Below are 18,934 nucleotides of genomic sequence, written 5' to 3' on the forward strand. Positions count from 1 at the left end.
CAGGAGCAATTCCCACAGTTATGAGGTACATTTACGATCCCCCTAAATCCCCCTTGAAAAGGGGGACTTTGAAGGCTTCCCCCTTTTTAAGGGAATCTAAAACTGTGCCTCATAGATTAAAGAACTGCTATAGAAACAATTAGGGCAAATGATGAAAAAATCATTAATTATTGGTTTGACTGTTTCTTTGGTATCAATTTTGTTTAGTAATTCGGCTTTTGCCGATATTTTTTCTGAAGAAGCAAAATTAGGAGCTAATGCAGGTGCAATGAACTATTGTCGTGGTAATTTTATGACAGAAGATGACAATGGACGTTATAACATTTTAGCCCTCAAAACTTTAGAAGATTTCAATGGTTTATCGAGTCAGGACAAAGTGAAAGCTCTTGTCTATAAAAAAGCTGCTGAAGATGGAGATTATTTAGGCAAGCCATTAACTCAAGAACGTTGTGAAGACCTACGCAAACTTTTGTACGTTCAATATGGTAAACCTAGTGTTAGTAATTAATAGGTCTTGATTTGAATCATTTAGTTTAGGAGAGTTTATTCAACTATGAAAAACACTGTGCGTCTTAGGGTTCCTGCAAATTTGTCTACTCCTGACCTCATTGCTATTGGTATTTCCCTAATAGCAGCTTATCTGGGAATGTTTAGTGGTCATAAATCTTTCAGTAAAGAGCTAGTTCTTTTCCTACTATTTTTAAATAGTTTGGATCTGACTTTAGTTTTATTAATGGGTAAAAGTTTTGCCCAATACAAACAGACAATTAGTAACTTTTTACGATCGCCTAAATTTATAGGGGTTGATATTTTTCCATCCTTATTTATTGCTGAATTTGTATATGGTCCTTTTCTCAAAGGATTCTTTTTAGAACTGATAGCATTTCTTGTCACTTATTTAGTCATTAGAACTGTTAGATTAACGATAATTTCCTCTCTTCATTAGGATTTATAACTTTTCCTAAGTTATTCATTTATTAACTTTTCACTGAAAAAATAGTCAGGGTCTATATTATGACAAAAGCTAGTGATTTTAAAGCCTTAAAATGGCGTAATATCGGGCCATTTCTCGGTGGTCGTGGCACTTGTGTTGTTGGTCATCCTACAGATAAACAAGTTTTCTATCATGGTCACTCTTCCGGGGGACTGTGGAAAACTGAAGATGCAGGTCAATATTGGATACCAGTAGGTGACGGACAATTTAATATGGGTTCAGTCGGGGCGATCGCTATTTCTGAGCAGAACCCCGATATTATGTATGTAGGTTTAGGTGAACCTCAAATTCGTAACAGTGCATCCTGGGGTGATGGGATGTATAAAACTACTGATGGCGGTGCAAGTTGGCAACATATTGGTTTAACAGAATCTAAGCATATTGCTAAAATTAGACTTCATCCTGATAACCCTGATTTAGTTTACGTTGCTTCGATGGGTCATGGTTTTGGTCCGAGTCAGGAAAGAGGAGTCTTTCGCTCCAAAGATGGCGGTCAAACTTGGGAAAATATTCTCTTCAAAAGCGAAAATACCGGATGTATTGATTTAATCATTAGTCCTAACGATCCCAAAGTTATTTTTGCTGCCATGTATGAATTTGAACGCAAAACTTGGGGCGCGAAAACAGGAGGCCCTGAAAGCGGACTCTGGCGATCGCTCGATGGTGGAGATACTTGGGAAGATATTAGTCGTAATGCAGGAATGCCAGAAGGACAAATGGGAAGGCTCGGTCTTGCTCTATCCCAAGCCGATCCTAATCGTGTTTATGCCTTGGTTGACTCCGAAACCAAAGCTGGTTTATACCGTTCTGATGATTTAGGAACAAATTGGTATTTTGTTTCCAATTTTGCTCAAATTATTGCTCGTCCTTTCTATTTCTTCCATCTTTTTGCTGCTCCTCACAATGCTGATGAACTTTGGGCACCAGCTAATAAACTTTATAGTTCTAAGGATGGAGGCAAAACTTGGGTACTTGAACCAGGTATTAAGGATGATTACCATGAAGCTTGGATCGATCCTAAAGATCCTAATCGCATTATTGTAACTTGTGACGGTGGGTGTCAAATCTCTTTAACTGCTGGCAAAACCTGGTCTCTTTTCAATAACCAACCTACAACTCAGTTCTATCGAGTATTTTGTGATAATCAATTTCCCTACAACTTGTACAGCAACCCTCAAGATACAGTGACAGTAAAATGTCCTAGTGCTTCTCGTTGGGGCGGTATCTCGGAACATGAAACTATTGTTGTTGGTAATGGTGAAACTGGTGCAGCAGTTCCTCATCCTACCGATCCTGACATTGTTTACAATCTTTCCACTGGTTCAATTTGTGGTACAGGCGGTTCTTTTACCATCAATAACTTGAAAACAGGACAAAACGAAATTCGACCAATTTGGCCTGAATCGACCTTTGGTACTCCTGCTACTGAGTTTAAGTATCGTTTTAATTGGCATATGCCATTTTTCATCTCACGTCACGATAACAAGACTTTCTATGCAGGAGCTAACGTAGTTTTCCGTTCCACTGATGAAGGCATGACTTGGGAGGAAATTAGTCCCGATCTAACTAAAGACCTCAAAGATAAACAGCAACTAGCTGGAACTCCTTGGATGGGAGAATATTTCGGTCAAGAAATTTATTCCACAATCTTCCGTTTAGAAGAATCTCCCCATGAACAGGGTGTACTTTGGGCAGGTAGTGATGATGGATTAATTCACTTGACAAAAGATGGGGGTCAAACCTGGGAAAATGTTACGCCACCAAATTTACCAGAACTTTCTCCTATTTATGAAATTGAGTTTTCTCCTCACGATCCAGCAACAGTTTATATAGCTATTACCCGCTATCGGACAGCGGATGACTATGTTCCCTATTTGTATAAAACCAGTGATTCTGGTAAGACTTGGACTTGCATTAGTGATACCTTCCCCCAAGATGAAATAACTCGCACCATTCGGGAAGATACAGTCCGCAAAGGATTACTTTTTGTTGGTACAGAAACAGGTGTTTTTATTTCCATTGATGATGGTAAGGAATGGCGACGCTTAAATCTGAATTTACCTCGTGTTCCTGTCCATGATATTAAAATTAAAGATGCCGATGTAGCGATCGCCACTCACGGACGTAGTTTTTGGATTCTTGATGATATTAGTCCTCTAAGGCAATATTCTGAGGAATTAGCTCAGAAAAAAGCTCATTTATTCAAACCTGAAACCTATATTCGTTTTGGTTATAACTGGTGGATGGATTACGGTGGTGGTCCTGTTTCTGACAAAAAATATTACTTTGTCCAGAATACTCGTCCTGGTCACACTTTCTATGAACAAGGTATTGTTGATGGCGAGAAAAAACGCAAATTTATTGATGCTGGCGATCCTCGTCCGATAGGAGTAATTATTTACTATCTCCTGAGTGATGATGCTAAGGATGTTAGTTTAACAATTTTGGATGAACAAGGTAACGAGATTCAGACTTTCGGTAAAGATGAAATTCCTACGGAAAGGTTTGCTAGTTTTGATGCTCGTGGTTATGAGCAAGATTTAACGACAGGAAAGCCTAAAGCCACTGTTAGTCAAGGATTAAACCGTTTTATTTGGGGGACTCGCTATCCTTCCGTTTCCTCTGTACCCGGTCGTCCTCCAGTCATCATCACTCCTTTTGCTAAACCTGGTATTTACCAAGTCCGTTTAACTGTAGATGGTGAAACTCAAACGGAATCTTTTGAAGTACACATTAATCCTAACGAGAAATATACTCGTGCTGAAACCGATGCTAAAGGTGAGTTTTGGATGAAACTCTATGCTAAAGCAGAAGAAGGTATCCAAACTGTGTTAAAAGGTCGTGAAGCTAAAGAAAAAGTTACTAACGCCCTCTCCTCTGCTTCAGCAAATCAAGCACTTGCAGACCAAGGGGCAAAAATTAATACTCTCTGCGATGAGCTAGAAGGTAGCATGATGCCAGTTGGTACAACTTTAGTACAAATTATTAATGAGCGTACCAAGTTAATTCCTAAATTGACATGGTTACATAATATCTTGGAAACCTCTGAAGGTCCTGCCAATCAAGGTACAATTAATGTTTACAACAAAGTCGCTAGTGAAATGGATGAAGCGATCGCATCCTTTAACAATCAACTTGATACTGAGATGGCACAATTTGACCAATTAAATAGCTAATTCTGGTTAATAGAGCTATCTGTTAACTCACCTTGAAATCTTGCTTGAGAAATGGATAGGTTAATCTTGTCCATTTCTAATATTTTGAGATTGTTGTATTCACAAAATTCAGATTATGAAATCAATTAAATTCAAATTCTAAAAATACTATGAAATCATCCAATTCAGAGCAGTTAAAAGACAACAGAGGCAAGATAAATATTGTTAAAGCCGAGGCTTTTGCAACTCCTATGCCTTTCATAAAGCCATTTACTATGGCTAAAGGAACAATTACTCACTCAGAGAATGTCTGTATCCGCCTTGAAGACCAAGAAGGACGAGTAGGATGGGGTGAATGCTATAATGTTCCAGTTATTTATGGTCGTGGCTACAAAGAAATCCACCAAGCACTTACAACCTATTTATTACCTGCCATAGTGGGCATAGATCCTTTAGAAATTGGGAAAATCAACTATATTTTAGATGGAGCGTTACCCGGTAGCTTAGATGCAAAATCTGGGATAGATATGGCAGTTTATGACCTTTTAGGAAAACAACTAGAAGTTCCTGTTTATAAGTTACTTGGTGGTAAGCATACAGACACAATACCTGTTATTGCTGAAAGTCCTATTGCACCTCCCGAAGAAGTAGTAGAGATGGCACGAAAAGACATAGAAAAGGGACATAAATACTATAAACTCAAACTCGGTGGCAACTGGAAGGAAGATATTGAAAGAGTCAGAGCAGTTCGTGAAGCAGTAGGAGACAGCATCATTATCAAGGGCGATGCCAATGCGAATTACACTCGTGATACTGCACTGAAAGTTATCTCTGCCTTAGAAAATGTCAATATGCAGTATTTTGAGCAACCTCTGAAACAGTATGATTTTGCAGGTTGTGCTTGGTTAGCGGAAAGAGTAAACACTCCCATATCTGCTGATGAGGATGTTCAAACTGTACATGATGCGTTTAAGGTTATTTCCATGCAGTCTGCATCGAATATAGTAATCAAGCTGTTAAAGCACGGTGGTCTTTACCGATCTTCACAAATTGCTTCTATGTGTGAAACTGTCGGTGTACCGATTTCCGTCAGTTCTGGAACTGAAACATCGTTGGGTAGGGCAGCATTATTACATTTTTATGCAGCTAATCCTTCATCTGTTGGTGCAATGGAAATAGCAGAGATGTTGTCAGATGATCTTGTAGATGAGAATGAGCGAATTTATGTTAAACCAACACTTAAAGTACCTGAAGGACATGGTTTAGGAGTTAACGTTAATGAGCAGAAAATAGAGCAATACAAAGTACAAATTTGATATGTGGAAATACTTAGGGAGTCGAGTTAAATTATTTCAGAATCTATGATTAGAAACATACAATTAAGATTTTGAATCGAGAAATATTGAACTCAATTTTTGATACTCAGAAAAACTATGAAAACACTAATAAACCCAAATCTTGATGGGATCAACTGGGATACAGTGACTGAAATCCTTAAAACGTCTGGGATGTCTTATCAAAAACCGATGGTTCATAAAAGGGCTTTCCAAGCAAGCTATAGAACAGTATTTATTTTTTCTGATTCAAAACTCATTGGATTCGGACGAGCCATATCTGATGGTGAATATCAAGCGGCTTTCTATGACATCTCTGTTTTACCATCATTCCAAGGAAAGGGTGTAGGGAAAACGATCGTTTCAGCCTTAAAAGATGGTTTATCAAACTGCAACATAATTTTTTATTCCACACCGGGGATGGAAGGTTTCTACAAAAAACAAGGATTCCATTCACTAAGTACAGGCATGGGATTATTCTCTAGCACCGAGGGAAACAATAAATTTACTGATTATAAGTCATGTTAGTTGGCAGACTAAATAAGATTAGATCGCATCTTTTAACAGTCAACTCGATCTACAAATGACACAATTTAACCAATTAAAAGGAGTTTTTTGAGCAATGATAATTACTAATATCAATATTTTTGATGGTGTTAATGATACCTTGAGCAAAAATATGAATCTCTTAATCGAACACAATTTAATTAAGACAATTTCTAACCAACCTATTGTTACAGATAATGATGAACCAGTAATAGATGGCGGTGGACTTACTTTGATGCCGGGGCTTTTAGATTCTCACGTTCATTTAATGCTTAATGATGCACCACATAGGTCAATTTATCACGAAACTTGGTCTTATGTAGGAGCGCAGGCTGTGGCAAGTGCTAAAGCTATGTTGCTACGGGGATTTACCACTGTTCGTGATGTAGGAGGACCTGTTGCTGGTCTTAAAAAGGCAATTGATAAGGGAATTGTTTCTGGACCCAGAATCCTACCATCTGGACCTTTCATTTCCCAAACTTGTGGTCATGGAGATCTTGAAACTAGCGAATATCGTCTGTCTCCCTATTTTACTGGTGTTAAAGACAAGGCAGCGATCTTGGGATGGTCTTATGTTGCTGATGGTGTACCTGAAGTCACAAAAGCTGCAAGGGAGGTGCTGAGAACTGGAGCAACACAAATCAAAGTTATGGCGGGGGGAGGTGTTTCTAGTCACTTTGATCCTCTTGATACGACTCAATATACCTTTAAGGAAATGAAGGCGATCGTTCAAGAAGCAGAAAATTGGGGAACTTATGTGCTTGTCCATGCTTATACGGATCGAGTGGTGCGAACTTGTGTTGAAGCAGGTGTTAAATCTATTGAACATGGACCATTTTTAACAGAAGATACCATGAAACTAATGGCTGAAAAATGTGTTTGGCTATCCCCACAGATTTATTTATTTGATATGACTCCAGAAGAGCTAAATATTGTAGGAACACCTGCCGAGTCGAAGATGCGTCAAGTCAATGAAGGTTCAAAAAATCTTGTTAAGTGGGCTAAGGAGTATGGTGTTAATGTGGCTTGGGGAACAGATTTATTTGGGAGTCTCTCCAAACAAGCAAAGCAACCTCAAGAGTTTCTGGCTCGTGCGAAGGTTTACACACCCTACGAGATTCTCAAACAAGTTACTTCAGGTAATGCAGAACTATTTTTGTTAAGTGGTAATCGTCACCCTTACCAAGAAGGTTCACTGGGAGTCATTCAAGAAGGAGCTTATGCCGATTTACTTATTGTTAATGGTAATCCTTTGGAAAACATCAGCCTCATGGCAGATCCAGATAATAACTTCAAAATAATTATGAAGGACGGAGTAGTTTATAAAAATACTCTTTAATAATTTAGGAAATGCAAACATTTATTGCTAAAGTTATAATTTTGATGAGTTTATTACTAGGAATCTCAACTAATCAATTATTCCAAGCAGTAGCAGAAGATAAAAGTAGTCAATGGCAACCCTTACCCCAAGAAGGAATTAAACGCATTGCTTTTGGTTCATGTGCTAAACAATGGCAATATCAACCTATTTGGCAAGCTGTAATTGATGTTCAACCTGATTTATTTCTCTTTCTTGGTGATGCTATTTATGCCGATACTGATGGTAAAACAGCATGGGATGTTAGTGAAAAACAACTACGAGGAGAATGGAATCGTTTAGCTGATAAACCAGAATTTCAAGCAGTAAAAGCTAAAATTCCCTTTATGGCAGTTTGGGATAACCATGACTACGGTACTCACAACGGAGGAGCCGAATTTCCCCTTAAAGAACAATCTAAGACAGCTTTTCTCGATTTTTTTGGTGAACCCATTAATTCAGAAAAACGCAAACGTGAAGGTATTTACGATGCTCAAATTTTTGGGAATGAAGGTCAGCGAGTTCAGATTATTCTATTAGATACTCGTTATTTTAAAGGAAATTTTGTCAAAGATACCAGAACGCCAGAAGAAAAAGCTAAATTAGGCATTGTCGGTAAATATTTAGCGAATGAAGATCCTAATGTAACTTTACTTGGTGAAGCACAATGGCAATGGTTAGAAGAACAATTAAAAAAACCTGCGGAAGTTCGCTTAATTGCTTCTAGCACTCAAATAGTAGCAGATCAAAAGGGTATGGATGAATGGGGAAATTATCCCCACGAACGCCTTAAACTATTTGACTTAATACAGCGTACTGGTGCAAAAGGAGTAATCTTACTGAGCGGGAATGTTCATTTTGCTGAGATTTCCGTCTGGAATGAAGGTAATTATCCCCTTTATGATTTTACCTCCAGTGGTATGACTCATATTGAGCCTAAATATGCTAATGTTGCGAATCCTTACCGTGTCAATCATCCTTATATTGATCTTAATTTTGGTTTAGTTGAGATAAATTGGCATAATTCATTAGGTACTTTAGTAACCTTAAAGGTTATTACTGCTAAGGGTGAAACTGCATTTGCACATCAAATATTCCTTGAAAAATTAACCTCTCTCAATTTATAGATTAAATATTTCATTATTATTTATTGTAAATAAATTAAGTTTTTTTACAATAAATAATATCAAATCTGCAATTAATGCTAGATTACTTGACCATTGAATTAATAATAATTAGTATTTCAAAAATGAGTGTAGAAAGTAAAATTTGGTCTGCTAGTGACAAAGCCAAACAATTCGTTAAAGATACTATCTGTCTAGACTTTTTTGCTTCACCCTTTGGTGCAGGTTGGACAGAAGATAGTGAACTTCATAGTTATATAGATCGTGCCATGAAAACAGGAATGACGGGTGCTAGTATGACGATCGCAGAAACGGATAACACTTGGGAAAAATTTCTTAATAGTCACCGCAAATGGAGAAACACATTTTTACAGCATTCCGATCGATATGTTTTTGTTCATAGTGTACGTGATATTGAGTATGCTCAGGAAACAGCTAAATATGCAGTTATTTTCAATTCCCAAACATCTACAATTGTCAGCGGTGACTTGAGCCGAATTGCTACTTTGCGTGAAATGGGATTGGCTAGTATGCAACTGATATATAATGGTCGTTTCAGAGCAGGTGTTGGCTGTATTGATGTTTTACATAATCCAGATACAGGTTTAACTGATTGGGGTAAAAAAATCATTGATGAAATGGTTAAGCAAGGCGTTATTCTCGATTTGAGTCATGCAAGTTGGCAAACCACAGAAGATGCGATTGCTTATATAAATGAAAAGCATCCAGGTGTACCTGTTGTTTACACTCATTCCATTCCTGCCGGTTTATACAAAAATGAACCCAATGCCACTGAAAAAGGCTGCTATCGTAATATTACTGACGAACAGGCGAAAAAAGCAGCAGCAACAGGTGGTTTTGTTAGTCCTACCTTTACAGAATGGATGATGGATGGTATTTGGCCTGATAATATTACCCCCCTGCAATGTGCTCAGATGATTGACTACTATGCTAAATTACTCGGTGAGGATCATGTTGGTATTGCATCGGATGATCTAATGAAACTCGATTTAGTAGTCAAATTTGCTAAGGCTGCACCAGATATTTACAACGATGATAATTATATGTTAGATGCCTTTGATAAAGGTGCTGAAGGTTGTGGTGAAATGGCAAAAATATTACCTGCGGTAACTGATGAACTTTGGAAAATGGGCTATTCTGACGAAGCGATTAAAAAGTTTTATGGTGGCAATCAAATGAGAGTTTTTAATCAGGTTTGGAAATAATTGACTTTGAGATACGATCGCATCCTTTAAAAGTCAACTTGATACAGAGATGGCACAATTTGACTAATTAAATAGCTGATTTTCAGCAATAACTAAAGAGAAGAAAATAAGCATGGCAAAAGAAATTTTATCAGAAAAAGCTTCTAAACGTCATGTTTATTTCTCTTCTAAAAATTGATAGATTAATACTTCAATAAATAACATGAACAATACTAAAATTTTCAAAATCTTAACCATAATTGTTATCAGCTTAATAACTTGTATTGGTTTTTCTTTGTTGACTCCATCCATAACTCATTCGTCATCATTAAAATCTGATTGTATTGATAATCAAAATTGTTTAATTATCACTCAAGCAGATATAGATAATATATGTACACCGAATGAAACTTGCGAAGAAACAATTACACCAGCTTCTCGACAAATAGAATTAATTAAACAATCTAGAGGCTTTTATGGAGGAATGTCAATATCAACTATTGCCACTATTTTGTTTATGACAATTGGTCCGCTGAAAATTGTACCTGCTTTTGTTAAATTGACATATCAATCAGAGCCTGATGTCATCAAGAAATTAGCTTTACAAGCTTTTGCTCTCTCAACTTCAGCTATTGTTATCATTGCCTTAGCTAGTCAAAATCTTTTAGATAAATATAATATGACGATTAGCGCATTAATTGCAGCAGCAGGACTTGTCTTACTGTTAATATCAATTAATATTGTTCTTTCTCAATATGGCAATAATGAAAAGAAACAGCCAACTCCACCACCAGAAAATCCTCTTACAGCTTTAATTTCTCCCCTGACTTTTCCCACAATTTTGACTCCTCATGGAATAGCTTTAGTAATGATTTTTATGTCTATTGCTAAACAATTAGATAATAACTCTAGCCAAATTTTAGGGATAATTATTGTCCTAATGATTCTCAATTTGATTTGTATGTTATATGCGAAGCAAATTCTCAATTTTCTTAAACCAACTGTACTTCAGGTTTTAGGATTAGTCTTAGGAATTATTCAATTAGCATTAGCAATTAATTATATTTTTGCAGCGATTGATTTACAGGTTTTAACTATTAATGCAATTCTCAATTCATAACTTGGTAAAAGTCAATTGATATCTCCAGAAAAGAGGAAGTAGAGGGTAAGCATTCAGCTATTTATTTTAGTTTTAGATAAAAGCTTTATTAATTGAGGTAAATTGAATCTTACTATAAAAGCCGACTTTAAAGGCTATATTTATTTAGAGCAAGTCCTTAAGGTTTCGATATTATTGCCCTTGATCTGACTATTAATAGCTGAATGCCTACTTCATAGCTCGATTCACCAATGCCAAATTTTATATTTCCTGTTGCCTGTTGCCTTTGCAAAAAATTAGATATATAGTTTAAATGCTGAACAGCTTATAATTATATATAATTATGGATATTAAGCAAGAACTAGATTTTTATCGCAGAGAATATTACAGGGTTTTAGATTTTCTCCCAGTTGGTATAGTTGTTTGTGCTAATATAAGATATGATAAGTCTCAAGACGAAGAGGTATATTTTGAATTACATTATGTAAATAAATTTTTTTCGGAATTAACAGGTTATATACTAGATGAAATTTCCGATAGTTGGTTTACAACCTTATATCCTGATGCAGAATATCGCTCCCAGCGAAAAGAAAGTGCTAAAAAATTTCAATCCGATCTTAATATTTCTCGTGAAGAAACAATCAAAATTTATTGTAAAAATGGGGATATTAAATGGTTTAAAGCTGTTTATGAAGGAGATAAGTCTAGAGATATAAAACACAACCTATTTTACTTTATTTTTTTTCCTATTGATGATTTTCAAAGACAAATTAATAATTTAGAAATCAAAAGTAGACTAGACTATTTAACAGAATTGCCAAATCGTCAAGGTTTATTAGAAATACTAGAAGAAAAATTAGTTAGCATCAAGCATACAAAAAAATCTTTTATTGTTGTCATGGCAGATATTGATAACTTTAAAAAAATCAACGATCAATATGCTCATAGCTGTGGAGATTTTGTTCTTCAGAAAATTGCTAAAAAATTAAAAAAAAATTTAAGAGAGTCAGACTTGATTTCTCGTTGGGGTGGTGAAGAATTTTTGATAGTTTTTCCCTCTAGTAATATAAGTACAGTTAAAACTATATTAGTAAGAATTCAAGAATATTTAAAAAATAATCCCATAAATTGGCAGGAGGTGATTTTATCTGTAACACTTACATTTGGAGTAGCAGAAAATCGGGAAAATACATCTTTTATGCAAATTTGTGAAGAGGCCGATAATGCTTTATATACAGGAAAACGTTCTGGGCGAAATTGTATAGTTGTTTATGAGTAAGCGTTCAGCTAAACTCATTGAAATCCTTTAACTTATTCCTCATCATTTTATCGCTCAAGTAGATAGAAATAATATAGATACACTGAATGAAACTCCCCAAATAATGATGTTGTTGATAAACAGAAAAAAAACAATTTTATCTTTACTTTTAATCTTGATTATTGGGCAACAAGGCTTGAAAAGTCAAGCTCAAGAATTAAACAAAAATATCAATATATCTAAGCCAGAAAAATTCACAAAACCTCAAGCGAAAAAATCAGGCTGGAGTAAATTTCAACCTGTGAAAAACTTTCCGAATAATCAAAATAATAACCTGATTGTACAAGAAAATTTGATTAATCAAATCGAGCCTAAATCTAAGTTGATTGGTGAAATTTGGCAACTGCAAGAAATTTACGATGATCAGAATGAATTAATAAATATAGATAATCAGACTAATTACACAATTCAATTTTTACCTAATGAAGTAATAAATATAAAAGCAGACTGTAATCAAGCCAAAGGAACCTATACACAAGCAGACAATTCCTTATCAATAATCGTTAATTTAACAACAATGGCTATTTGTCCTCCAGAATCTTATTCTGAAGAATTTTTACGACAAATTCAATTAGCTAAAAGCTTCTCGATCCAAGAGAATAAATTACATATTGATTTAGAAAATAGTCAAGGAAAACTTATCTTTATCACTTCTCAAGAAAACAGTCAATCTCCTGAAAATCAACAAAAGAATTTTGAATCTTTATCTAATTATCAAAATGCTTCAGGATTAGGGGGACCAAGTAGTGTTAATAATGAATTAAAAGAAGATACACAACAACAAAAAAAAGAGTCTCTTTTGCCTGGAATTGATGCAGTTTTTCAACCGTGGTTTGAATTTAAAGAAAACCTTGCTGAAGATATTGGCTTAACATTTGGGATTGATTATAACTTTTTATATCAAAAATTAAGCGACAGTCCAGGATTCGATGAAGCATCAGGGGGAATATTTCGCTTTTTTGGTAATTGGACATTATTAGGGCGTAATACTAATGCACCAGGTTCTTTTGTTTTTAAAGTAGAAAATCGTCATCGTTTTGGTAAAATTGCTCCTCAAAATTTGGGATTTCAAACTGGTTATCTAGGACTAACAGGGACTCAATTTAGTGATTTTGGGTGGGGAGTCACTAACTTATATTGGCAACAAAAATTTAATGATGGTAAGATTTCTTTTGTGATTGGTACAGTAGATCCCACTGATTATGTTGATATTTATGGATTAACTAATCCTCTTACTCATTTTCAAAATTTAGCTTTTTTAACAGATCCAAGTATTGCTGTTCCCAATCAAGGATTAGGAATGGCAGTAGGGGCAATGCTTTCTGATAATTTCTATTTAATTACTGGATTTAGCGATGCTAATGGCGATCCCACAAAAGCAGGATTTGACACATTTTTTGATGATGCTGAATATTTTAAGCACATTGAATTAGGTTGGACATCCTCTTTTGAACGTCGATATTTTGATAATATTCACATAACTGCTTGGCACGTTGATGAACGGGAAAAAGCACAAGTTCCTGACAGTTGGGGAATCGCGTTTTCAGCAAGTTGGTTTATTAATGATCGATGGATGCCTTTTTTACGCATGGGTTATTCCGATGGAGAAGCTGCTTTAAATGAAAGGAATATTAGTATTGGTTTCGGTCGTTATTTTAATCGAAATGGTAATCTTTTAGGGTTGGGATTAAGTTTGGGAAAACCTGTTACTGAGGGATTAGACGATCAAGTAACTACTGAAGTTTTTTATCGAATACAGATGACTCAAAATTGGGCAATTACTCCTGATATTCAAGTCATTTTTGATCCTGCACTCAATCTAGAAGAAGACGTTATTGCTGTTTTTGGAATTCGTTCTCGATTAAATTTTTAATTATTGTATTTGTATTTTTATTTTTTCAACTACCACCACAGGAATTAAACTCTTTTCCAAAACAGCTTGAGAAACGGAACCAACTAACACATTCTCCCATAAACGATGCCCTCTTTTTCCTATAACTATTTCCGCTACTCCATACTCTCGTGCAACAGAAACTATTTCCTCCGATACCACACCTCCAACAGTTAAAAACCGATACCGAATATCTGCCAAAAGTTGCTTTGTTTGTTGTCGCAGTTGCTCTATACTTTCTCCATCCTCAGACTGCATAACGTGGAAAACCACAACTTCCCCATCACAACGTCTCGCCAACTCTGCAACTTTTAACAAGACATCCACAGCAAGGGGTGAAGTATCAACGGCAGCTAACAAAACAATACGACGAGCGATCGCTACTTTTGTCGGATCGACTTCTCCTTTTTGTAAAAGTTTCGGCGCAAAGGTAGGTATTGCCCAAGCTCCCAAAGGTGCTGTGACTAATATGGATAGGGCAGCTATCGCTAAAATTGTTTCTCCTCCTTCAATACCTGCTGCTAGAGGAATAGCTCCAATAGCTGCTTGCACGGTTGCCTTAGCGGAATTTCCGGGCAGCAAAAATAGACGCTCTTGCCAATTCCAGTTACTGCCCAAAGTCGAGAGATACCAACCAAGCATTCGTCCGACTAAAGTACCAACGGCTAAAATTAACAACCCTACCAACAAGACATTTTCCAATACTTGCAAGGGGATACTAGCACCGAGCAACACAAACAAAATTATTTGCGCCACCACCCACAAAGTATCAAAACCATTTCGTAACCGTCGCGCCAAGGGAGGATCAAATTCGATTACAAAAAACCCTGTTGCCATGACTGCCAAATAACCGGAAAATATGGGAAATTTTTCTGCTAATACGACTAACAATAGAGCAAAACTTGCTGCAACCAAAGTATCCTGGGTAGCATTTTGAGTCCAATTTTGTTTTACTAACAGCAATACTAAAATTCGTGCTGTCATCAACCCGGCGATCGCTCCGAGAATAATTTGTAAAATTACTTGAAACGGTAATATTTGTAATGCGCTGAGAGTGATGCCACCAGGTAAAATTATGCCAGTAGTTGTTCCCTGGGATAAAAATGCCAGCAGTAAACTAAAAACCAACAACAGCAAAACATCTGACAAAGCACTACCAGTCAAAATTGCATCAGGAATACCTTTAGTTACGCCCCAACCCAAACTTTTGAGGCGCAACATTCCGGGAACAATAACTGCCGGAGACTCGGCACCGATAATACAACCCAATAACAACCCAGTAGCAAAGTCAAACTGAAGTAACCACATAGCTGCTAGGGCAATAATAATAGCTTCACAAGTTGCCGGGAGAAAACCTAAGCGCACTGCAACACTACCTTGTTGTGCTAACTTTTCTCGGTCTAAACCCAACCCTGCTTTCATCAAAATTACCATCACAGCGATCGTGCGCAGGGAGTCAGCAGCTTGCAAAATACTAATGTCGATGGTATTGCTAATTTGGGGACCTAATAATATTCCCACTAATACCATTCCCACCAGTGGCGGTGCTTTTAACCTAAAGGCAATTTCGCCGACAAAAAAGCCAATTAATAATATCCAAATAATACTTTCTAACATTATTGCAAGGAAGAAGAAAGAAGAAAAATATATAATATCATGTTCGGATAATCACTTATAATAAAGTATATGGTTTGTAGTAGGGCTGAAGCCCTACTACGAACTTTAATTATAATAACTATTTAACCGAAGATAATATAAATCTATTTATTAGGGAAATAATTTCGGCACTTCAATTATTAAGTAATTAAAAAGGTGATTCAGCCCTTTTTAATAATTGTTAGCCAGAAGCGTATTAATTGTTATTATGTTTACTTCTCTGTACAGACATTACATACAACATCCCTACCTACTCTCCTACTCCCCAACTCAAGATAAGAGTAGTAGCGTGTCTAGCTTTAAAATGTGGGTAAATTTGAGTTAATGAAAACCTCTCCCCCTACCCCTCTCCTGGGTGAAATGCTCCCCCTTCCCTCTCCCCCCCTTTCAAAGGGGGGTAAGGGGGGATAGGAAGGGGGTTGGGGGGTTAGGTTTTACCATAGTTTTAGTCTAGACGAGCTAGTAGAAAAGTTTTTGAGAAATGGTATAGCGACTGGGACTTAAACAAAATAAAACTACAAAACAGTCTCAAATATATATAGGTAGAGGGTTTTACCTTAATAAGGTCTAAATCCTTAACTTTCAAAGGTTCTAGGCATTTTTAGGGTATCGACGTAATTCCTTTGTCTAGACTGACTTTTAGCCATTTTTACGACTATAAAATGTCTAAGTAGCACTAGGCAAACAAACATCAGGAGGACACAAACCAGGAAACTCCAAGGTAGTTACTTCAAGTGTATCTAGCTCAATTCTACGAATCAAATGATTATTCGTATCTGCAATAAATAAATGTTGCGCGATCGCACTTAATCCTGATGGTTCAGAAAAGCGAGAATGAATACCTTGTCCATCTTGATGACCAGCAGTACCATCTCCTAACATGGTACGACATAAACCCGCATGATATTCCACCCGCTTAATTTTGTGATTATAGGTATCAGCAACCCAAACATAATTCTGAGTATACTCTACTCCCAAACAATGCTGGAGCAAAACCTCTGGACCTCGACCATCCTTGTCTCCAAAGCCAAATAATCCCTCACTCCCACAAACAGTACGCACTTTAGGATGCTCATTAATACCCACAGCACGAACTGAACTAACCTCACTATCAGCAATAAATAACTCATTGCCATCTGTACTAATACCACTAGGTTGAGCAAAAGCTGATTCTGTTAAAGACCCATTTACACAAGATTCCCCACCATTACCTGCATAAATACTAATAATACCAGTATCAAGTTCCAATAACCATACTTGGTGTGAACCTGCCATAGCAATAAAAAGGCGATCGCCTACTTTATCCACATCCCAAGGAGAATTAAGCTTAGTTTCTTTAGCAACACCAGTCTCAGCTAAAATTTGACGACTTTGTTCTCCAGTACCTGCAATAGTTTCCACCTGCTGAGTTTGAAAATCTATTTTGCGCAAAGCATGATTTTCTGTATCAGCAACATATAAAACTTGATTTTTGGCATCAAAAGTCATACCTTGGGGAGCCGAAAATTGAGCTTCATCAAATGAACCATCAATTAATCCTGCTTTTCCAGTACCAATAACGTGCAAGACCTCACCCTCCAGTGTACTAACTACAATGCGATGGTGTCCGGAATCAGCAACAAATAATTGATTGGTAAGACTATCAGCAAGAACTTTACCAGGAAATGCCAAAGGTGTAGTTAAAGGTTGCTTTTCCTTCTCTAGAATTAAACTAACTTCCCTAAAATTAATAGTGCTTTTATTTTGATGTTCTTCTATCAACTTACCAATAATTTCATCCAAAGCATCACGTTTACCTTCACCAGAAAAAGACCCCACCACATATCCTTCTGGATCAATAATCTTGAAAGTAGGCCATGCACGAACAGCATATTGTTGCCAAACTCTAGATCCACTGTCTACTAAAACAGGGTGTTCAACGTCATAGCGAAGTATGGCCTGGCGGATATTTTCCACTTCTTTTTCATTCTCGAATTTAGCTGAGTGAACACCAATAACGGTCAAGCTATCTGGGTATTTTTGCTCAAGAAATTTTAGTTCTGGCAAAACGTGGAGGCAGTTAATACAACAGTAAGTCCAGAAATCTAGGATAACCACTCGTCCTTTCAGAGATTGAAGGGATATGGGTTGGCCTGTATTGAGCCAAGGGTAATTTTGAGGCAGTTCAGGAGCTCTAACGCGAGACATAGGTATTGGATTAATCTAAAAGTTAATATTTTTCTAAATTTAGCGAAGTCTGAGAAAATGAGCAAAGCGGGTCAGATTTTGTCCATAGCTTATAGCAAAAGGCAGAAGGCATCCCCCCTACTCCCCTTTGAAAGCTATCCCTTATAAGGAACTCCTGAAACCCTGTGGATGGGGGAGTGGGGAGATAGGGAGATGGGGAGATGGGGAGAGAAAAGCCTCTAATTAAATAGGTTTACTCTCCGGAAATGTCCATTACATAACTTCTCTTTTTTGTCAAGTTTTATGTTAAGAAAGATGTTTATAAAGCATAGCTTTGAAAGGGGGGAGGCAGAAGGAAAAATCTTGCTTTGTCTGGGTTTTAGGCTTTTGATGCGTCCGCGCCCTTTGCTTCGACTGCTATATCATTGTCTTTAGTCCCATACAATTGAAGAAGGAGTCATGCTTTTCATTAACATAGAATACAGAGATTTTGGCTTAAAGGCATAAGACAGAAGGCATAAGTTTTGTAGTCTACCTTTGTGAAAACCGCTATAATTAGGGTTTGCTTATGGAAAGTCTTTTGGTAGGGGTAGGAGACAGGAGACTGGAGACACGAGACAGGAGAAATGGAGATTATAGAGGAGGTAGTCGTAAAAATTGTCCCTTGATTTTTCTGCCATAATCATCCCAAAATACTAGCATGCATGAGCTTTTTGGACCGAAACAGGCGCACTTTTTTCGACCAAAAAAGGCTCAAAGCAATATCTGTCAGTGCTTTGATATTTAATCAGCAAGCCCTAATTAGTGGGTGATTGCTAACCCTCTTATGAATTTTGACTTTACGTCGTTCTACTGACTGCTCCCCTGGCTGAATTATTGCTTGATAAAAAAACCAGTTCTTAAGAACAGAACTGGTTTTTTTATCAAAATATTTTTTGACTTAATACAGAAATTTATTCAGTTATATTTTCCACCACATCAGAAGTATTTTCCGGTTCAATTTCTGTATTAACCTCTGGTGCGGAATCATCAAGATTTTCCACCACATCAGAAGTATTTTCCGGTTCAATTTCTGTATTAACCTCTGGT

The 18,934-nt window shown here is 36.7% G+C and carries 13 protein-coding genes; 11 read left to right on the top strand and 2 right to left on the bottom strand.

The window, feature by feature from the left end; all coding sequences use genetic code 11:
- Window positions 1-148: 148 nt before the first annotated feature.
- The 11 genes from ACP6PM_RS16095 (at window position 149) to ACP6PM_RS16145 (ending at window position 14,005) form a co-directional block, all read left to right on the top strand.
- Window positions 149-508: a hypothetical protein gene (locus ACP6PM_RS16095; protein ID WP_426586314.1), complete on the top strand. Its 360-nt coding sequence runs from the start codon at window positions 149-151 to the stop codon at window positions 506-508.
- Between the two features lie 45 nt (window positions 509-553).
- The gene (locus tag ACP6PM_RS16100; protein ID WP_426586316.1) at window positions 554-946 is read left to right on the top strand and encodes a hypothetical protein; all 393 of its coding nucleotides are present in this window, start codon (window positions 554-556) and stop codon (window positions 944-946) included.
- Between the two features lie 68 nt (window positions 947-1,014).
- On the top strand, window positions 1,015-4,170 hold the full coding sequence (locus ACP6PM_RS16105; protein WP_426586318.1) for a WD40/YVTN/BNR-like repeat-containing protein: 3,156 nt from the start codon (window positions 1,015-1,017) through the stop codon (window positions 4,168-4,170).
- Between the two features lie 149 nt (window positions 4,171-4,319).
- Window positions 4,320-5,465, top strand: coding sequence for a mandelate racemase/muconate lactonizing enzyme family protein (locus ACP6PM_RS16110; RefSeq protein ID WP_426586320.1), 1,146 nt, complete (start codon window positions 4,320-4,322; stop codon window positions 5,463-5,465).
- Between the two features lie 117 nt (window positions 5,466-5,582).
- Window positions 5,583-6,011, top strand: coding sequence for a GNAT family N-acetyltransferase (locus tag ACP6PM_RS16115; RefSeq protein ID WP_426586322.1), 429 nt, complete (start codon window positions 5,583-5,585; stop codon window positions 6,009-6,011).
- A 94-nt stretch (window positions 6,012-6,105) separates the two neighbouring features.
- On the top strand, window positions 6,106-7,368 hold the full coding sequence (locus ACP6PM_RS16120) for a metal-dependent hydrolase family protein (protein WP_426586324.1): 1,263 nt from the start codon (window positions 6,106-6,108) through the stop codon (window positions 7,366-7,368).
- An 11-nt stretch (window positions 7,369-7,379) separates the two neighbouring features.
- Window positions 7,380-8,513, top strand: coding sequence for an alkaline phosphatase D family protein (locus tag ACP6PM_RS16125; RefSeq protein WP_426586326.1), 1,134 nt, complete (start codon window positions 7,380-7,382; stop codon window positions 8,511-8,513).
- 122 nt (window positions 8,514-8,635) lie between these two features.
- On the top strand, window positions 8,636-9,736 hold the full coding sequence (locus tag ACP6PM_RS16130) for a dipeptidase (protein ID WP_426586328.1): 1,101 nt from the start codon (window positions 8,636-8,638) through the stop codon (window positions 9,734-9,736).
- A 202-nt stretch (window positions 9,737-9,938) separates the two neighbouring features.
- Entirely contained in the window at window positions 9,939-10,835 is an 897-nt protein-coding gene (locus ACP6PM_RS16135) for a MarC family protein (protein ID WP_426586329.1), read from the top strand.
- 322 nt (window positions 10,836-11,157) lie between these two features.
- Window positions 11,158-12,093: a sensor domain-containing diguanylate cyclase gene (locus ACP6PM_RS16140; RefSeq protein WP_426586331.1), complete on the top strand. Its 936-nt coding sequence runs from the start codon at window positions 11,158-11,160 to the stop codon at window positions 12,091-12,093.
- A gap of 154 nt (window positions 12,094-12,247) precedes the next feature.
- A complete protein-coding gene (locus ACP6PM_RS16145) occupies window positions 12,248-14,005 on the top strand; it encodes a carbohydrate porin (protein ID WP_426586333.1) in 1,758 nt (585 codons plus the stop codon).
- Here ACP6PM_RS16145 and ACP6PM_RS16150 read toward each other — a convergent pair whose 3' ends face one another.
- Together ACP6PM_RS16150 and ACP6PM_RS16155 are read right to left on the bottom strand one after the other, a co-directional pair.
- Window positions 14,006-15,640 (bottom strand): cation:proton antiporter, encoded by a 1,635-nt coding sequence (locus ACP6PM_RS16150; RefSeq protein ID WP_426586335.1) that lies wholly within the window; start codon window positions 15,638-15,640, stop codon window positions 14,006-14,008. It abuts the gene before it with no gap.
- A 705-nt stretch (window positions 15,641-16,345) separates the two neighbouring features.
- Complete coding sequence (locus ACP6PM_RS16155; protein WP_426586337.1) at window positions 16,346-17,866, bottom strand: thioredoxin-like domain-containing protein; 1,521 nt, start codon at window positions 17,864-17,866, stop codon at window positions 16,346-16,348.
- Between the last annotated feature and the right edge of the window lie 1,068 nt (window positions 17,867-18,934).

This window comes from Dapis brunnea BLCC-M229, from assembly GCF_050015995.1.
In the GTDB taxonomy this organism is placed as follows: Bacteria; Cyanobacteriota; Cyanobacteriia; order Cyanobacteriales; family Microcoleaceae; genus Trichodesmium.

What these genes read in the sequence shown, in the direction of transcription:
- ACP6PM_RS16095 (WP_426586314.1), top strand. Translation starts at nt 149, where the DNA reads ATGATGAAAAAATCATTAATTATTGGTTTGACTGTTTCTTTGGTATCA.
- ACP6PM_RS16100 (WP_426586316.1), top strand. Translation starts at nt 554, where the DNA reads ATGAAAAACACTGTGCGTCTTAGGGTTCCTGCAAATTTGTCTACTCCT.
- ACP6PM_RS16105 (WP_426586318.1), top strand. Translation starts at nt 1,015, where the DNA reads ATGACAAAAGCTAGTGATTTTAAAGCCTTAAAATGGCGTAATATCGGG.
- ACP6PM_RS16110 (WP_426586320.1), top strand. Translation starts at nt 4,320, where the DNA reads ATGAAATCATCCAATTCAGAGCAGTTAAAAGACAACAGAGGCAAGATA.
- ACP6PM_RS16115 (WP_426586322.1), top strand. Translation starts at nt 5,583, where the DNA reads ATGAAAACACTAATAAACCCAAATCTTGATGGGATCAACTGGGATACA.
- ACP6PM_RS16120 (WP_426586324.1), top strand. Translation starts at nt 6,106, where the DNA reads ATGATAATTACTAATATCAATATTTTTGATGGTGTTAATGATACCTTG.
- ACP6PM_RS16125 (WP_426586326.1), top strand. Translation starts at nt 7,380, where the DNA reads ATGCAAACATTTATTGCTAAAGTTATAATTTTGATGAGTTTATTACTA.
- ACP6PM_RS16130 (WP_426586328.1), top strand. Translation starts at nt 8,636, where the DNA reads ATGAGTGTAGAAAGTAAAATTTGGTCTGCTAGTGACAAAGCCAAACAA.
- ACP6PM_RS16135 (WP_426586329.1), top strand. Translation starts at nt 9,939, where the DNA reads ATGAACAATACTAAAATTTTCAAAATCTTAACCATAATTGTTATCAGC.
- ACP6PM_RS16140 (WP_426586331.1), top strand. Translation starts at nt 11,158, where the DNA reads ATGGATATTAAGCAAGAACTAGATTTTTATCGCAGAGAATATTACAGG.
- ACP6PM_RS16150 (WP_426586335.1), bottom strand. Translation starts at nt 15,640, where the DNA reads ATGTTAGAAAGTATTATTTGGATATTATTAATTGGCTTTTTTGTCGGC.
- ACP6PM_RS16155 (WP_426586337.1), bottom strand. Translation starts at nt 17,866, where the DNA reads ATGTCTCGCGTTAGAGCTCCTGAACTGCCTCAAAATTACCCTTGGCTC.